Raw genomic sequence first — 15,195 nt, 5'->3', positions numbered from 1 at the left:
CCTCTTCAAACCCGGATAAGCCCGCCCCTGACCGCATAGCCGCGATAAAGTGTCCGGCTGTGCGGAAAACCGCCACTGTCCGCGGCCAATGCCCTGATCGCGGTCGGCAGCTCCGCGCGGGGCGACACATGAAAGCGCGCCAGCCACCCGAACAGCCCGCGCCGCCAGACGCTCGGCAACCCTTCCTGCTGACCGAAATCGACGATCTCCAGCCGTCCGCCGGGCGCGACATGACGCGCTGCGTGGGCCAACGCCTTACGCCAATCGGGAATCATCGACAGGGCGTAGCTGATGAACACCCGCTCAAACGTCGCGCGGCCAAACAGCGCCTCCGCATCGAAGGAGCAGGCATCGCCCTGCGCCAGCACGACCCGGCTTGCCATGTTCGCCCTGACCACGGAACCGCGCGCGGTTTGCAGCATCGCTTCGGAAATATCGACGCCATAAAGACGGGCTTTCGGCCAGGTCTTGCCAACCGCGATCAGGTTCCGCCCCGTGCCGCAGCCGATTTCCAGTACCGCGCCTCCCGCCGGCGGCGCAAGATCGGCGATCAGGCTATCGCGCCCCAGCAGATAATATTTGCGGCTGAGATCATAGATATGCCGTTGACGCCGATAGACGCTGTCCATCAGCCGATCGTGCGACCCGCTCACGTATCGTCTCCCTTGAGGCAATAGAGATGCACGCCGCCGTAAATGGCCGACCGGTCGCGCGCCGTATAGCCTTGCGACGATTGAGTGCGATAGGACCAATGAGAGAGGATGGCTTCGCTGACGCGGCCCGGCAGGATACTCGCCTCACCCGCCGTGCGGAACAGGACGCGCGCACCGGGCCGCGCCGTCCGGGCGATCTGCGCCCAGAGCGCGTTCAACTGGTCGTTGTTCATCCAATCCTGTGCATCCAGCAGCACATATCGGTCAACCGATGCCGCCGGCTGGCTGGCGAGGAAGTCGGTGAAGTTCACATGCCGCACATCGACCCGGTCGACGCGCTCGACCATCGACCCATGGTTCGCGGCCTGAAGATAAGGCGGCAGCGCCCCTTCACCCCCGGCATATCCTCGTCCGAACGCCTGCACCGCGAAATAATTATCCTTCAGGTCGAAGTCGCAGGCCAGCTTTTCCAGCCGCGCCTTGAGAACGCCGTTCATCCGCTCCTCCCCGGCCAACGCCTCGAACTGCGCGGGCGGAATGCCAAGGCCAAAGAGCGAGGCAGGCTGATTGGTAAGCCAGCGGATGAAAGCCCTGTCGAATACCGGAGCCAGCTCGGCTTCGAAAATCGCGCGCTGCTCGTCCCGCGATTGCGCGTCCAGCATCCGCCGTGGATCGACGCCGTGCAGGCGCGCCAGCAGATGCGCCGCGCCAATGAACCGGCCAAGCAGGCCGTGCTTATATATGCCCCGCGCAAAACCGCCGATCCGCCGCCGCCCCATGATGTCGCGCCCCTCCCAGTAACGGCGCGTCGCTTCATCCAGATGCGGCGCAACAAACTGGCGGTAGGCCGTGACATTATCCCTGCTGTCGGCCTGCGCGAAGAAGCGGTGGAAGCTGGCATGATCCGGCAATGTTCTCGCCGCCGTTAGCTTCAACCTGTTGAGGGCGATATGCGCGGTATTGAGGTCAACCGCCGTAATCTTCGCCGGATTGGCCGTCAGATAGCTCAACACATTGCAGCCGCCCGACGCGATGGTGACGACATGGCTGTCCGGCATAATCTCCAGCGCCTCCATATCCACGATCGGATCTTCCCATATCTGGGCATAGACCAGCCCGCGAAAGGCGAAGGTAAATGCCCGCTCCAGCAATCCCTGCCTTGAAAGATGGCGGTGCCGGTGCGCGGCCTTTGTCACTCGTTGATGCGCCGATGATGTCATGTTGCGCCTTTCCGTTCCCAAGCGGGGTCTGAGCGCGCCCTAGGACAGCGGCATGTCAGCGAAATGACGCGGGGATTGCGGTTCCGTGAAACCCCTGTGGAACCGATGGGCCATTCCCCATCTTCTTGGCTCATGTCCCACTGGATCGAACCTTGGCCAACCGGCATCTATGTGCGCCCTGCCGGTGCATAGATCGATCCTTCCGTCCCTCGGGAAAGAGCGTCCGTCACGCACGGTCACGCCCATCATGTGCGCGGAGGGGGGCGCGGCCATGTCTGGGCCACCCGCGAAACGCTCGCCATCATGGCGCTTCGCCATGGCACGGCTTGGGACACGGCCGTCGGTTATAGCGAGCCATTCCGGCTGGGCGGCGTCACGATCCGTTATGTCCCCGCCGGACATGTTCTGGGCTCAACGCCGATCCGACCTGCCTCCCCTTCGAGCCGGTGCCCTGCGACATCTTCGTGACGGAGGCGAGCTTCGCCCTCCCCATGTTCCGCTATCCCGCTAGCGGCAGCGAGATCGACCGGCTGCTCGACACGCTCCACGAGTTCATCGTTCCGGGGCGGACGATCCCACCTACTAAGGAGCCCACCATGCCCTACACCGGAAGCTGCCACTGCGGCGCTGTCACCTTCACCATCGCCGCCGACGCGCCCAGCGAAGCGATGAGTTGCAATTGCTCCCATTGCAGCCGCAAGGGTTTCGTCCTCACCTTCGTGCCCGCCGACCAGTTCACGCTCGACAGCGGCGCGGACAAGCTGACCGACTATCAATTCTACAAGCACAACATCACGCACCGCTTCTGCGCCATCTGCGGCACGCAGTCCTTCGCTGAAGGCAAGTCCCTCGACGGCCCGATACGCGCCATCAACCTGTGCTGCGTACCGGAGGTCGACATCGATACGCTGAAAATCAACAGGGTCGACGGCGCCAGTTTCTGACGGTACGCCCTAGCTCATCCACCCCGGCAGGCCCGCCGCCTGCCTGATCCAGCTTACCATAAGCGCCTCATCCGGCCGCTCGTCCTCGAAGATATGCACATAACGCGTATCGGCGTTCTTCGACGTCACGGGCGGCAGAGGATCGAGCCCCGCGCCGCTGAAGAAGGCCAGCTTGATGTAGCGCGTCATGCAATGATAGCTCAGGAACCACCCATTCCCCTCCACACCGTAGAAGGGCGAGTTCCACTTCACCGCCTTGCGCGCATTAGGCACGGCGCGAACGATCAGATCGTCCAGCCAACGCCCCGCTTCGCTTTTCCAGCCCGGCATGGCGGCGATATAGGCCTGCACCGGCGCATCGCCGTCCCCTTTGGGGATTTGTGGATTGCCGCCGCTTAACAGCCGCGGTTCGGAAGACATGGGGTTGGCCATTCGCTCTCCTCCTTGCCCCGCCATACCATGATCCGCGCACCCATCCCACAGACTGACTTTGCGCTGTCATGCACAGCCCCTATATGGGCGCTTTCGCGTGCCACGCGCGGTCAGGTCATGGAGACGAAATTGAGCAAGGTTCTGGTCATTGGCGCGGGCGGCGTCGGGTCTGTCGCGGTTCACAAGATGGCGATGAACCCGGAGATATTCTCGCATATCACCCTGGCCAGCCGCCGCATCGTGAGTTGTGAGAAGGTCGCCGAATCGGTCAAGGCCCGCACCGGCGTCACCATCGATGTGGCGCAGGTCGACGCCGATGATGTCGCCGCCACCATCGCCCTCATCGAAAAGGTCCAGCCCAAGCTGGTCGTCAATCTGGCCCTGCCCTATCAGGACCTCAACATCATGGATGCCTGCCTCGCGACCAGGGTGGATTATCTCGACACCGCCAATTACGAACCGCGCGACACGCCCAAATTCGAATATGGCTGGCAATGGGCCTATCAGGACCGCTTCAAGGAAGCCGGGATCATGGCGCTGCTGGGTTCGGGCTTCGACCCCGGCGTCACCAGCGTCTTTGCCTCCTACATCAGGAAGCATCTGCTCGACCGGATCGACACGCTCGACATTCTCGACTGCAATGGCGGCGACCATGGCCAGCACTTCGCGACCAACTTCAACCCGGAAATCAACATCCGCGAAGTTACCGCCCCCTCGCGCCATTGGGAGGGCGGCAAATGGGTCGAAGGCCCCGCACTCAGCCACAAGCAGGCGTTCGACTTCGATCAGGTGGGTGAGAAGAACATGTACCTCATGTATCATGAGGAACTGGAATCCCTCGCCAAATTCTACCCGGAAATCAAGCGCATCCGCTTCTGGATGACTTTCGGTGACGCCTATTTGAAGCATCTCGAAGTGCTCCAGAATGTCGGCATGACCCGCATCGACCCGGTGATCTATGAAGGCAAGGAGATTATCCCGCTCCAGTTCCTCAAAGCCGTCCTGCCCGAACCGTCGAGCCTGGGCTCCACCACCAAGGGCAAGACCAACATCGGCGACATCGCGACCGGCGAGAAGGACGGGAAGCCCAAGACCGTCTATGTCTATAATGTCTGCGATCATGAGGATGCCTATGCCGAAACCGGCAACCAGGCAGTCAGCTACACTACCGGCGTGCCCGCGATGATCGGCGCGGCGATGATGCTGACGGGCTCCTGGAAGGGTGAGGGGGTGTTCAACATCGAACAGTTCGATCCCGACCCATTCATGGACATGCTGAACCAGCACGGCTTGCCCTGGCAGGTGAAGGAACTGGACGCGCCGCTGGACTTCTAAATCAACTCGAAGCCGTTCGGGCTGAGCCTGTCGAAGCCCTCTACTTTCTTATCGAAAAAGCGCGTTCCACAGGCTCGACGCGAACGGAATCGGACAAAGATGGACACAAAAGCCGGCGATCCCGCTGCCTTCGCGCATTTCGACCTGAACCGCGTTCCCTCGCCCGCCTTCGTGGTGGACGAGGCTGCGATCCGTCGCAACCTGTCGATCCTCGCCGACATTGGCGAGCGCGCGGGGATCAAGGTTCTGGGTGCGCTCAAGGCTTTCTCCATGTGGTCGCTGGGCAGTGTCGTCGCGGAATATCTGGATGGCGTATGCGCGTCCGGCCTTTATGAAGCGCGCCTCGGCCGCGAAGAATATGGCGGTGAAGTCGCCACCTATTGCGCCGCCTACAAGGCGGAGGATCTCCCGGAAATCCTGCGCCTTTCGGATCATGTGATCTTCAACAGCCCCGGCCAGATCGCTCGCTTCCGCCCAATCATCGATGCAGCCAGGGCCGAGGGACTGCAATTCGACATCGGCCTGCGCGTCAACCCGCTCCACGCGGAAGGAGAGGTCGCCAAATACGACCCCTGCCAGCCGCACAGCCGCCTCGGCTTCCCCATCGACCAGCTCAGGGCGGAGCATCTGGAGGGCGTCTGCGGCCTCCATTTCCACTCCCTGTGCGAACAGGATTTCCTGCCGCTGGAACGCACCTGGGCAGCCATAGGATCGCGGATCCTTCCCCATATCGGCAACCTCAAATGGCTGAATTTCGGCGGAGGCCACCACATCACCCGCACCGATTATCAGCGGGACGCGCTGATCGCATTCCTGCGCGACATCCGTGAAAAAACGGGTCTGGAGCTTTATATAGAGCCTGGCGAGGCGGTGGCCCTCGACGCCGGCATTCTCATCGGCGAAGTGCTCGACGTCATCGACAACGGGATGCCCGTCGCCATCACCGACATTTCCGCGACCTGCCACATGCCTGACGTGATCGAAGCCCCCTATCGCCCCGCCATGCTCCACGAGGCAATGAACGGCCCCGCCACCAGACTCGGCGGTCCCTCCTGCCTCGCGGGCGACATCATCGGCGACTATCGAGTCCCCGGCGGCGCGACTCCGGGGCGGCGCATCGCCTTTCTCGACCAGGCGCATTATTCGATGGTCAAGACCAACAGCTTCAACGGCGTGCCCCTGCCCGCCATCTGGCTCTGGAACTCTGAAACCAACGAACTCAAGGAAATCCGCCGATTTTCTTATGAAGACTTCAAGAGCCGTCTTTCCTGAAGCACGTTTCACAGCCTTCCGCGCAATAAAATTCACGCATGCGCTTTACAGGGGGGAAGCCTCGGCATATATCGCCCTTCCGCTGCCCCATGGGACTTCCACCGCAAGGCAGCTTGATTGCCACGACACCACTGGAGGTCCCTTGAGTTGCACAAGCACCATAGCGCGCTGGGGGTAGCAAGCGCCCTCAAACCGGCAGCACCGGTAACGCTTATTCGTCCCCAGGCAGCAGCCCGGGCCGCCCGCTTCTTTACAGAGAAGTTTCCGGGGCGCTCGCTTTACGCGGTCAAGGCGAATCCGTCTCCCGATCTGATCCGTACGCTGTTTGCTTCGGGGATCACGCATTTCGACGTGGCCTCCATCGCGGAAGTGCGCCTTGTCGCCGAAACGCTGAACGGTCAGGCGAAGCTCTGCTTCATGCACCCGGTCAAGGCCGAGGAAGCAATCGCCGAAGCCTATCATGTTCATGGGGTGCGTACCTTCTCGCTCGATACGATGGACGAGCTAGAAAAAATCATGCGCGCAACCAGCGATGCCACCGATCTGGAACTGTGCGTGCGTCTGCGCGTGTCGTCGGAACATTCCGAGCTGAGCCTTGCATCCAAATTCGGCGCGGAACTCTCGGAAACGAGCGAACTTCTGATGGCCACCCGTCAGGCGGCCGATGCGCTTGGCATCTGCTTCCATGTCGGCAGCCAGGCGATGAGCCCGCAAGCGTATAGCGACGCCATCGAACGCGTGCGCGCAGCCATCGTCGAGGCGTCCGTCACGGTCGACATCATCGATGTGGGCGGCGGTTTCCCTTCGGTCTATCCGGGCATGGAACCCCCTGCGCTGGAAGCCTATTTCGATGCGATCCATCGCGGCTTCGAAAGCCTGCCGATCAGCTATTCCGCAGAACTATGGTGTGAGCCGGGCCGCGCCCTGTCCGCCGAATATAGTTCCGTCATCGTGCGTGTGGAACGCCGGCGCGGCAAGGAACTGTACATCAACGACGGCGCCTATGGCGCGCTGTTCGATGCGGCGCATATCGGCTGGCGCTTCCCCGTAGCGTTACTGCGCGACGAGGAAAGCGATGAGGAACTGACCGGATTCTCCTTCTACGGCCCGACCTGCGACGACATGGATCATATGGCCGGCCCGTTCCTGCTGCCCGAAGACGTGGCTGCGGGCGACTATATCGAAATCGGGATGCTGGGCGCCTATGGCGCGGCGATGCGGACCGGTTTCAACGGCTTTACCTCGGAAGCCGTCATCGAAGTGGAGGATGAGCCGATGGCCAGCCTTTACGCCGATCCCGTTCCGGCGCGCCGTCGCGCAACTGTCATCAAGCTCGGTTAAACGGGGGGCCGCTCCCCCCTTGGAGAGGGTGCCTGTCCCTCGTCGCTTCCCCGGTGGCGAGGGACATTTCAAAGACGGCGAAAAATGCCCGCCAGTTCAACATGGGTCGACCAACGGAACTGACCGACTGGTCTCACGCTTTCCAGCACATAGCCGCCTGCAACCATAAGGGCGGCGTCGCGCGCGAAGCTGGCGGGATTACAGGAGATATAAGCGACCGATACAACGTTGGATGCAGCGATTTGCAACACCTGTTCCCGAGCGCCTGCACGGGGGGGATCAATGATGACGGCGGCAAAACGGTCGAGTTCCTGCGGCGTCAGTGGCCGCCGAAACAGATCGCGATGGTCGGCCGCCAGCCTTCTCTGGCTCCTGCCCGCAGCGGCCTTGAGCGACAGGATCAAATCGCGGGCCGCTTCCGCCGCGTAAACCGGGCGCCCCTCCCCCACAGCCAGAGCAAAGGTGCCAAGGCCGCAGAAAAGATCAGCCACAGCCCCTTGCGGGGGCAGGGCGGAGCGTGCTGCTTCGACCAGCGCGGCTTCTCCATCGGGAGTCGCTTGAAGAAAGGCGAAAGGCGGAAAACCGACCGCTACGCCGCCAAAGCTGACGGTCACAGGTTCCGGCTCCCAGCGCGTTTCGGCTCCATGACCTTCATCGACCGTCAATCGTGCAAGCCCCTGCGCGGCAGCAAAATCCCGCAAAGCCTCGTCTGCGGCGAGGCCTTCGATCGTCACGCCTTCCAGAAGCAGATCGACGCCCTGATCCGTCATCGACATACGCACATGAGCGGACCTCCGGTCGGGCAGGATGCGCGCCAATAGCGGCCGAAGCGGCTCCAGAAGTCCAAACAGGCGCGGGTCCAGCACTTCACACATCGACAGATTGATCAGGCGATGGCTTCCCGCCTCCGCAAAGCCGATCGCAACCTTCTTGCCCTGACACGCGGCGCGCAAGGAAGCCCTGCGGCGAGTCCGGGGTGGCGAAATATGCGGAGGCAGGACTTTGAGCGCATCAACGCCTTGCCCCGCCAATGCCCCCATGATCCGCGCCGCGACGAAATCCGCATAGCTTTCATCGTCGATATGTTGGAGTTCGCATCCGCCGCAAACAGGGAAATGACGGCAAAGCGGGTCGACATGATGCGGGCCGAACTGAACACCGCCGCCCGCCTCCATACGATCTCCCGGTGCGGCAAGCGGCACATGGCGGCCATCGGCGGTCACGCCATCGCCCTTCGCGGCGATGCGGATGATAAGGTCGTTGTCTTGGGTCACAGGCGGCTGGCAATAGCCTCTGGGAGCCGTTCGATCAAATCGTCCGCGATGAAGGCCGCGCCCGCTCGGCGAGCGGCTTCGCCATGCAGCCAGACAGCCTCGCATGCGGCTTGGAATCCGTCTCGCATGACGGCCAGCCTGCTCGCGACGATGCCCGCCAGAACATCACCCGTCCCCGCCGTGGAGAGCCAGGATGAACCATGGCTTGCAACGGCAGCGCGTCCGTCCGGTGCGGCAATGACAGTGCCGGCACCTTTATACACCACCACGCAGCGTGATCGGCGCGCCGCATCCAATGCCCGATCAATCTTGCTACCGGGCAATTGGCCAAACAACCGGGTAAACTCCGCTTCATGGGGCGTCAGAATCGCTTGCTGGGGCAAATGAGCGATGCCTATTTCCCCCAATATATTGAGCGCATCCGCATCCAGAACCAGCGGATGACCGCTTTTCAGAACCACATCCAGACGTGCTTGGGCATCTTTATTTCGTCCCAGTCCAGGCCCGACCAGAACCACCGCCAACCGCTTGTCCTGGAGAGAATGCTCCACCTCTGTCGCGGTTTTCGCAAAATCAGTGACGATGGCATCAGGTCCGCCGATATATGCGTCGGCGGCGATCCTGCGTACCATGCCCGCGCCGGAACGGGCCGCTGCATGGCTGGCGAGCAGGCTCGCGCCCGCCATCTCGCCCCCGACGACCGCCACAAGACCACGGCTATATTTATGCGCTTCTGTGCCGGGAGCATAAACAGATGGCGGCGCCAGCCGACAGATGGAAGAGTTGGCCGCAATGCCGATATCCGCGCAGACCAGCCGCGTCATCCTGTCCGCCGCTGGAAAAAGCAAATGAGCGGGTTTCAACGCGCCCAGCGCGATGCCCATACCAAAATGCGGAACGGGTGAGAGCAGCGCGCCGCTATCGGTTTCCACGCCGCTAGGCAGATCGATGGCGTAGCTGTGGCTCGCCATGCTGACGAGGTCATGGAGTTGCGCGGCAATCCCATCATCCAGTTCACGCGCCAAGCCCGTGCCGAACAGGGCATCCACCAGTTGCGCGGCGGGCTCCGCGTCGTTGAACGCTTCCACCGGTCCCGCCCACGCCGCGCGAGCCTGAATAGCGGACGATGTCCTGCTGTCCCCCAGCGCCGCAACACGCACCGGCACGCCCCGCGCGCGCAGAAGCCGCGCGATGACAAAGCCATCGCCGCCATTATTGCCGGGCCCGCACAGCACCAGCGTGTCACGCAATCCTCCCGCCCGCCAGATGATCTCGGCAGCGGCAGCGCCCGCGCGCTCCATCAACTCATATTCGGGCACACCCGAAGCGATGACCGCCTGCTCCGCCGCCCGCATCCCGGCGGCCGTCAGGACAGGCGTAGCCATGGTCAGCGGGGTGCTCCCGCAATGGTAGCGGGGATACGGTAGCGCGCGTCGCCAATCGTCAATTCGATCTGGCGATCGCCCACGATATCAACCTTTGCCTGTTCCGCACCATCGGCGGGGACAAGGCCGCGCCCGTCCTTGACGATGGTGAAACGGCGAAACCCGCCATCGGCATGTCGCAGCGTCAGCATATCACCCTGGCGTTCCGCCACGCAGTCACGCGCCCATTCCGCTTTCGCACCAAAGGCACATTCGATCCGGTCGCCATCATTCGCCGACAGTCCGGCGTCCGGCGCCTGCTTACAGGCTGCAAGGGCGAGGCACAGAAGCCCCGCCCCGATCAATCCATCAAATATCCGCATAGACATGGGTTTCGGCCTTTGCTCCGGGATGCGTTACCGCTCCCTTGTAGGCCGGACCCACATTCTGTGCATAGCGCCACAATGCACCGGACTGATAATCATTCTGGCGTGGCTGCCAGTTCTTGCGGCGCTCGGCCAGAATGGCTTCGTCCACCTGGAGGTCAATGGTGCCAGCCTCCGCATCGATTGCGATGATGTCGCCATTTTCGACCAGAGCGATCGGCCCGCATTCGGCTGCTTCCGGCCCGACATGGCCAATGCAGAAACCCCGCGTGCCGCCAGAAAAACGCCCGTCGGTGATAAGCGCCACCTTCTCGCCAAGCCCTTGGCCATAAAGCGCGGCTGTCGTCGCCAGCATTTCACGCATGCCGGGACCGCCCTTGGGGCCTTCGTAACGAATGACGATGACGGAGCCTTCTTTGATCGCGCCCGTTTCGACGGCAGCGAAGGCATCTTCTTCCCGCTCGAATACCAGAGCCGGACCACTGAATTGCAGGCGGTGCATCCCCGCCACCTTCACGATCGCGCCATTGGGCGCCAGCGAACCTTTCAGGCCAACCACGCCACCCGTCGGCGTGATCGGGGTCTTGGCGTCATAAATGACCTTCTGTTCAGGATTCCACGTCACCTCATCGATATTCTCCGCCAGCGTCTTACCGGTGACGGTCAGGCAGTCGCCATGCAGCAACCCTTCGGCATGCAATGTCTTCATCAGCATGTAGATGCCGCCTGCCTCATGCATGTCCTTGGCGACATAGCGGCCGCCGGGCTTCAGATCGGCGATATAGGGCGTCGTCTTGAAAATTTCCGCCACATCGAACAGGTCGAAGTCGATACCGCATTCGCTGGCCATGGCGGGCAGATGCAGCGCGCCATTGGTCGAGCCGCCGGTCGCCGCCACGATGCGCGCGGCGTTTTCAAAAGCATCGCGCGTGCAAATGTCGCGCGGACGGATATTCTGCGCCAGCAATTCCATCACCTGACGGCCGGCAGCCACGGCGATTTCCTCACGCGATTTATAAGGAGCAGGCGCCATGTTGCTGTTCGGCAATGACAGGCCGATGGCTTCACCCACGCAAGCCATAGTGTTGGCCGTATATTGACCGCCGCATGCGCCATGGCCGGGACAGGCGGCCTTTTCGATGGCGGTCACTTCGGAAAGCGGGCAATTCCCGGCTGCATAGCGTCCGACCGCTTCGAACACGTCGATAACGGTCAGGTCGCGCTCCTGATAACGACCGGGCAAGATCGAGCCACCATAGACGAAGATCGACGGCACGTTGAGGCGCAGCATCGCCATCATCATGCCAGGCAGCGACTTGTCGCAACCGGCAAAGGTCACAAGCGCGTCATAGCAATGGCCACGCACGGAAAGCTCGACTGAATCCGCAATCACCTCCCGGCTCACCAGCGAGCTTTTCATGCCCTGGTGCCCCATGGCGATGCCATCGGTAACGGTGATGGTGTTGAAACGCCGTGGCATCCCACCCGCTTCATTCACGCCCTTGCGGCACCAGTCGGCCTGCGCGTCGAGTGTCGTGTTGCAGGGCGCGCTATCGTTGCCTGCCGACGCGATGCCGACGAAGGGACGAGCGATCTCCTCCTCCGTCAGGCCCATCGCGTAATAATAGCTGCGATGGGGTGCGCGTTCCGGACCAACGGAGACATAACGGCTCGGCAGCTTCGATTTATCGAATGTATGAGACATAAAACTTACCCTTGTTGCGCGCGCCTCTTTCCAAAAAGGAGTGATTCACGCAAGTATATTATGACAATTCAGTGAAATTTGACCTAATATTTCCACAAAGCGCCGCTGACCGGCTTCGTCACGCACCAGATCCTGCCGCATTTCGACACCGAGATAGGGAATGCCATTGGCTTCCGCATGCCGATTCATCGTCGCGTTGAGCAGTTGACCCGAATAGGGCTGCTGATCGCCCACCTTCAGGCCCACAGCCTTCAACAGTGGGATGGCGATCCGTGCAGCACGATCATCTTCGTTATAGAGCACGCCGATCTCCCATGGCCGCTGTTGCTCCGGATCGCTGGCAAGACGGGGTGTGAAGCTATGCACCGACAGAATGAACGGCGACGTCATGCGGTTCAGCAACCGGCTCAGATGATGATGATAGGGATGATGGAACCGGATCATCCGCTCCATCACGTCCGCATCGCGATTGCCGGGAATTGCATGACCATCGCTCATTACCGGCAACAGGCCCGGCGCATCATCCTCGCGATTGAGATCTATCACCAGGCGGGACACGCCCCCCAGAATAGCCGTGCAGCCCAATTGCCGCGCGATTGCCGCGCTGACTTCGGCCACGCCGATATCGACGGCGATATGTTCCCTAAGCAAGACCGGATCGATGCCCAGATCGATGTCGCGGGGCACATGGGCCGATGCATGATCCGCGACGATGAGAATGTTGAGATCGCCGCCGTCGATCTGTGTAAAGGCTTCGGTCATGCCGTTCTGATCCGCGTTTCCATGATCCACCATATAGGATACTCCGCACGCAACGCCTGTGCAGCCGCGCGCATGGTATCTTCCGTTTCAAACAGGGCGAAACAGGTCGCGCCCGATCCCGACATGCGGGAAAGAAACTGCCCTTGGCATTGCGCCAACCGCGTGAGGACGTCCGCGATCACCGGCGCTTCACGCCTTGCGGCTGGCTCAAGGTCATTGCGTCCACCCACGCAAAGTTCCTTCAGGTTATCCGCAACCAACGCACCGCGATCCATTCCATCCCAGCCCGCGAATACACGTCCTGTCGACAGCGCCACCCCCGGATTGACCAGCAATAGCGGCGCACCCGCCAATTCCGGCAGATCATGATCTTCCAGCAATTCACCACGTCCACGGACGAGCCGGGTCGTACTGGCCAGACAGGCGGGAACGTCGGAGCCGATTGTCAAAGCCAGTTCTTCCAGCTTGGCCCGTTCAATCTTCGCATCCCACAGCCGCATCAGCAGCCGCAGCGTCGCCGCGGTATCCGCAGAGCCTCCTCCTATGCCCGATGCCACTGGCAGATTCTTGGTCAAACGCAGGGCCGCTCCGCGGGATTCGCCCAAATAGCTGCGAAGAGCCGCTGCTGCCTTCACGACAAGATTGTCCGCGTCTTCGGTAATCTCCGTTCCGAATGGCCCGTCCGTGTGGAGCGTGACGGCTCCACTTTCCGTGACCCTACCGTCCAAGCGATCTCCATCCTGCGCGAAGACAAAAAGACTTTCCAGTGCATGATAGCCGTCCGGCCGGCGGCTACGGACATGCAGCGCCAGATTGATCTTGGCATAAGCAATTTCAGTAGCTTGCATATCGATATTGATATTTTGAATCATTTCAAACTCAGGGGGCGGCATATTCGGGCTTCATACCTTCTTTCGCCTTTGCTTTCAGCCGTTCAGCCACGACTCCATCGGCGAATGTGGCCGCGGCCTTCCATGCATAGCGCGCCTCATAACGCCGCCCGGCCGCCCATAATGCATCCCCCAGATGCTCATTGATGGTCGCATCGCCCGGCGCGCTGGCCGCTGCCTTCTCCAGCACCGGGACCGCCGCCTCCACATTGCCCGCAATGAATTGGGCCCACCCCAGCGAGTCCGTGATCGATGGATCGTCGGGTTTCAGGGTGCTGGCCTTTTTCAATAACGCCAGCGCCTCGTCCACATTCTGACGCCGCTCGATCTGCGCGTAGCCAAGATAATTCAATATCATCGGCTCATTCGGTTCGATTTTCGCCGCGCGTTCCAATACCGCCCGCGCTTCATCCCATTGCTTGCCCTGCTCGAGCGCACTGCCCTCGAACAGAAGCAGCGTCCAGGGCATGGCATCGGCCGGATAGCGGGCTTGCGCGGCGCGGAATGCTTGCGCGGCTCCGCTAAAATCCTTGGCGCCCGCCAGCAAGCTGCCCAGGCGCACGAAACGCTCCGCCTCGGCATTCGGTGCCGCGGCCTGCGACCGCGCCAGGGCAATGGCGCCTTCGTCCTGCCCTGCCCCATCCAATGCGTCGATCAGTTCCGCTTCCGCCAACGCACCATAATAGCTGTCCACGGGAATCTTGCGCGCTTCGGCAAGGCCCAGCGCGGGATTTTCATTCTCGGTCAACAGGCGCGCCATCACGATCCGGCTTTCCGCGCCTGGATCCGCAAAGGTCGCGATACGCGCTAGTCGAATCGACAGAACTTCGCCGCCGTCCATCGCTGCCGCGTCAACCGCGAGCCGCGTCAGCAGCCGCCCAAAACCTTGCGCGGGCGTAAGTGGCGCGCCTTCCCGGCGTAGTTTCCTGCTCCTGCCCTGCTCAATATCCGATCGTGCCAGAGCGAAATTGGCTCGATCGTCGGGCAGAAGCTCAAGAGCCTGTGTAGCAGCTCGCTGACTTGCCAATTGGGCGGCAAAAGTCAGGCGCAACGCATCTTGATCGCTGGTCCGGGTGGCAAGAGCGGCCCGGATTGCGGGAAGAGCGGCCTGAACATCCTTCCGCGCCAGCGCCTGCAAGGCAATCTGCTCATCCATATAGCGCCGCGCGAGGATGTCGGCGCGGTCTTTCGCAACAAGGATGGGCGGGTCGTAATTCCCCTCACCAAGCCTAATCCAGCTTCGCACAAGGGGTGCGAGGAAGGCGAAATTGCCCTCTTCCGCCATTCGGTCGGTCCACGTCCGGGCTGCCGCCCAATCCTTGCGATTGAGCGCATCGCCAATATGCAACAAAGTGCCATCGCGCGGCAGAAGGCCTTCTGCGTCCAGCAACCGAGCGGACCGCAACGCCAGAGGAAGATCGCCGCTTTCCAGCGCCTGCAGATAAGATCGCCGCGCGATGGCCGGGCTCCCCGGATCTTCGTCCAGCGCCAGCCGGTAATTCTCGACCGCCAGCGGCGACGCGCCATCCCCATCGGCAAGCCGCGCGCGCGCATAGGCATGAAATGCGCTGTCCGGTGCCACCGATGCCTGTGCGGTCATCGGCAGCGCCAACAGTC

At 61.8% G+C, this 15,195-nt stretch carries 14 protein-coding genes and 1 pseudogene; 5 read left to right on the top strand and 10 right to left on the bottom strand.

What is annotated here, in order from left to right:
* Positions 1 to 5 precede the first annotated feature (5 nt).
* Positions 6 to 629, bottom strand: coding sequence for a class I SAM-dependent methyltransferase (locus tag ATN00_RS13115; RefSeq protein WP_420496699.1), 624 nt, complete (start codon positions 627 to 629; stop codon positions 6 to 8).
* A gap of 20 nt (positions 630 to 649) precedes the next feature.
* The gene (locus ATN00_RS13110) at positions 650 to 1,873 is read right to left on the bottom strand and encodes a BtaA family protein (RefSeq protein WP_062065337.1); all 1,224 of its coding nucleotides are present in this window, start codon (positions 1,871 to 1,873) and stop codon (positions 650 to 652) included.
* A 192-nt stretch (positions 1,874 to 2,065) separates the two neighbouring features.
* Between ATN00_RS13110 and ATN00_RS22940 the strand changes: the two are divergent.
* Positions 2,066 to 2,421 (top strand): annotated as a pseudogene (locus tag ATN00_RS22940) (ligase-associated DNA damage response exonuclease); the annotation flags it as partial.
* 48 nt (positions 2,422 to 2,469) lie between these two features.
* Positions 2,470 to 2,817 (top strand): GFA family protein, encoded by a 348-nt coding sequence (locus ATN00_RS13100; RefSeq protein ID WP_062068784.1) that lies wholly within the window; start codon positions 2,470 to 2,472, stop codon positions 2,815 to 2,817.
* Between the two features lie 9 nt (positions 2,818 to 2,826).
* Here the strand turns inward: ATN00_RS13100 and ATN00_RS13095 are convergent, their stop codons facing one another.
* Entirely contained in the window at positions 2,827 to 3,249 is a 423-nt protein-coding gene (locus tag ATN00_RS13095; protein WP_062065332.1) for a DUF1801 domain-containing protein, read from the bottom strand.
* 129 nt (positions 3,250 to 3,378) lie between these two features.
* Here ATN00_RS13095 and ATN00_RS13090 point away from each other — a divergent pair, with 129 nt between their 5' ends.
* The 3 genes from ATN00_RS13090 to ATN00_RS13080 all read left to right on the top strand — a co-directional run bounded on the left by ATN00_RS13090 (position 3,379) and on the right by ATN00_RS13080 (position 7,197).
* On the top strand, positions 3,379 to 4,584 hold the full coding sequence (locus ATN00_RS13090) for a saccharopine dehydrogenase family protein (RefSeq protein WP_062065328.1): 1,206 nt from the start codon (positions 3,379 to 3,381) through the stop codon (positions 4,582 to 4,584).
* Between the two features lie 99 nt (positions 4,585 to 4,683).
* Positions 4,684 to 5,856: a carboxynorspermidine decarboxylase gene (locus ATN00_RS13085; RefSeq protein ID WP_062065326.1), complete on the top strand. Its 1,173-nt coding sequence runs from the start codon at positions 4,684 to 4,686 to the stop codon at positions 5,854 to 5,856.
* Between the two features lie 147 nt (positions 5,857 to 6,003).
* A complete protein-coding gene (locus ATN00_RS13080; RefSeq protein ID WP_062065323.1) occupies positions 6,004 to 7,197 on the top strand; it encodes a type III PLP-dependent enzyme in 1,194 nt (397 codons plus the stop codon).
* 68 nt (positions 7,198 to 7,265) lie between these two features.
* Here the strand turns inward: ATN00_RS13080 and ATN00_RS13075 are convergent, their stop codons facing one another.
* From ATN00_RS13075 to ATN00_RS13045, 7 genes are read right to left on the bottom strand one after another with little or no spacing between them, the layout of a single operon-like run.
* Positions 7,266 to 8,471 carry a class I SAM-dependent RNA methyltransferase gene (locus tag ATN00_RS13075; protein WP_062065321.1) on the bottom strand — a complete coding sequence of 402 codons (1,206 nt, stop codon included), beginning with the start codon at positions 8,469 to 8,471 and terminating at the stop codon, positions 7,266 to 7,268.
* Complete coding sequence (locus tag ATN00_RS13070) at positions 8,468 to 9,856, bottom strand: bifunctional ADP-dependent NAD(P)H-hydrate dehydratase/NAD(P)H-hydrate epimerase (RefSeq protein WP_062065318.1); 1,389 nt, start codon at positions 9,854 to 9,856, stop codon at positions 8,468 to 8,470. The genes ATN00_RS13075 and ATN00_RS13070 overlap by 4 nt, the downstream gene beginning before the upstream one ends.
* A 2-nt stretch (positions 9,857 to 9,858) precedes the next feature.
* Positions 9,859 to 10,224, bottom strand: coding sequence for a hypothetical protein (locus tag ATN00_RS13065; protein ID WP_062065315.1), 366 nt, complete (start codon positions 10,222 to 10,224; stop codon positions 9,859 to 9,861).
* Positions 10,205 to 11,926 (bottom strand): dihydroxy-acid dehydratase, encoded by a 1,722-nt coding sequence (gene ilvD / locus ATN00_RS13060; protein ID WP_062065312.1) that lies wholly within the window; start codon positions 11,924 to 11,926, stop codon positions 10,205 to 10,207. The genes ATN00_RS13065 and ilvD overlap by 20 nt, the downstream gene beginning before the upstream one ends.
* A gap of 45 nt (positions 11,927 to 11,971) precedes the next feature.
* Complete coding sequence (locus ATN00_RS13055; RefSeq protein WP_062068780.1) at positions 11,972 to 12,688, bottom strand: N-formylglutamate amidohydrolase; 717 nt, start codon at positions 12,686 to 12,688, stop codon at positions 11,972 to 11,974.
* On the bottom strand, positions 12,685 to 13,560 hold the full coding sequence (locus ATN00_RS13050) for a 4-(cytidine 5'-diphospho)-2-C-methyl-D-erythritol kinase (protein ID WP_231746274.1): 876 nt from the start codon (positions 13,558 to 13,560) through the stop codon (positions 12,685 to 12,687). The genes ATN00_RS13055 and ATN00_RS13050 overlap by 4 nt, the downstream gene beginning before the upstream one ends.
* A 7-nt stretch (positions 13,561 to 13,567) precedes the next feature.
* Positions 13,568 to 15,178 (bottom strand): tetratricopeptide repeat protein, encoded by a 1,611-nt coding sequence (locus ATN00_RS13045; protein ID WP_231746273.1) that lies wholly within the window; start codon positions 15,176 to 15,178, stop codon positions 13,568 to 13,570.
* Positions 15,179 to 15,195: the final 17 nt, after the last annotated feature.

The sequence above is a fragment of the Sphingobium baderi genome (assembly GCF_001456115.1).
GTDB lineage: Bacteria > Pseudomonadota > Alphaproteobacteria > Sphingomonadales > Sphingomonadaceae > Sphingobium > Sphingobium baderi_A.
Note: the sequence above shows the minus strand (reverse complement) of the source record. Positions and strands in the feature narration are given on the sequence as shown.

Coding starts and splice junctions, on each gene's coding strand:
- ATN00_RS13115 (WP_420496699.1), bottom strand. CDS start 629: ATGGACAGCGTCTATCGGCGTCAACGGCATATCTATGATCTCAGCCGC.
- ATN00_RS13110 (WP_062065337.1), bottom strand. CDS start 1,873: ATGACATCATCGGCGCATCAACGAGTGACAAAGGCCGCGCACCGGCAC.
- ATN00_RS13100 (WP_062068784.1), top strand. CDS start 2,470: ATGCCCTACACCGGAAGCTGCCACTGCGGCGCTGTCACCTTCACCATC.
- ATN00_RS13095 (WP_062065332.1), bottom strand. CDS start 3,249: ATGGCCAACCCCATGTCTTCCGAACCGCGGCTGTTAAGCGGCGGCAAT.
- ATN00_RS13085 (WP_062065326.1), top strand. CDS start 4,684: ATGGACACAAAAGCCGGCGATCCCGCTGCCTTCGCGCATTTCGACCTG.
- ATN00_RS13070 (WP_062065318.1), bottom strand. CDS start 9,856: ATGGCTACGCCTGTCCTGACGGCCGCCGGGATGCGGGCGGCGGAGCAG.
- ATN00_RS13065 (WP_062065315.1), bottom strand. CDS start 10,224: ATGTCTATGCGGATATTTGATGGATTGATCGGGGCGGGGCTTCTGTGC.
- ilvD (WP_062065312.1), bottom strand. CDS start 11,926: ATGTCTCATACATTCGATAAATCGAAGCTGCCGAGCCGTTATGTCTCC.
- ATN00_RS13055 (WP_062068780.1), bottom strand. CDS start 12,688: ATGACCGAAGCCTTTACACAGATCGACGGCGGCGATCTCAACATTCTC.
- ATN00_RS13050 (WP_231746274.1), bottom strand. CDS start 13,560: ATGATTCAAAATATCAATATCGATATGCAAGCTACTGAAATTGCTTAT.
- ATN00_RS13045 (WP_231746273.1), bottom strand. CDS start 15,178: ATGACCGCACAGGCATCGGTGGCACCGGACAGCGCATTTCATGCCTAT.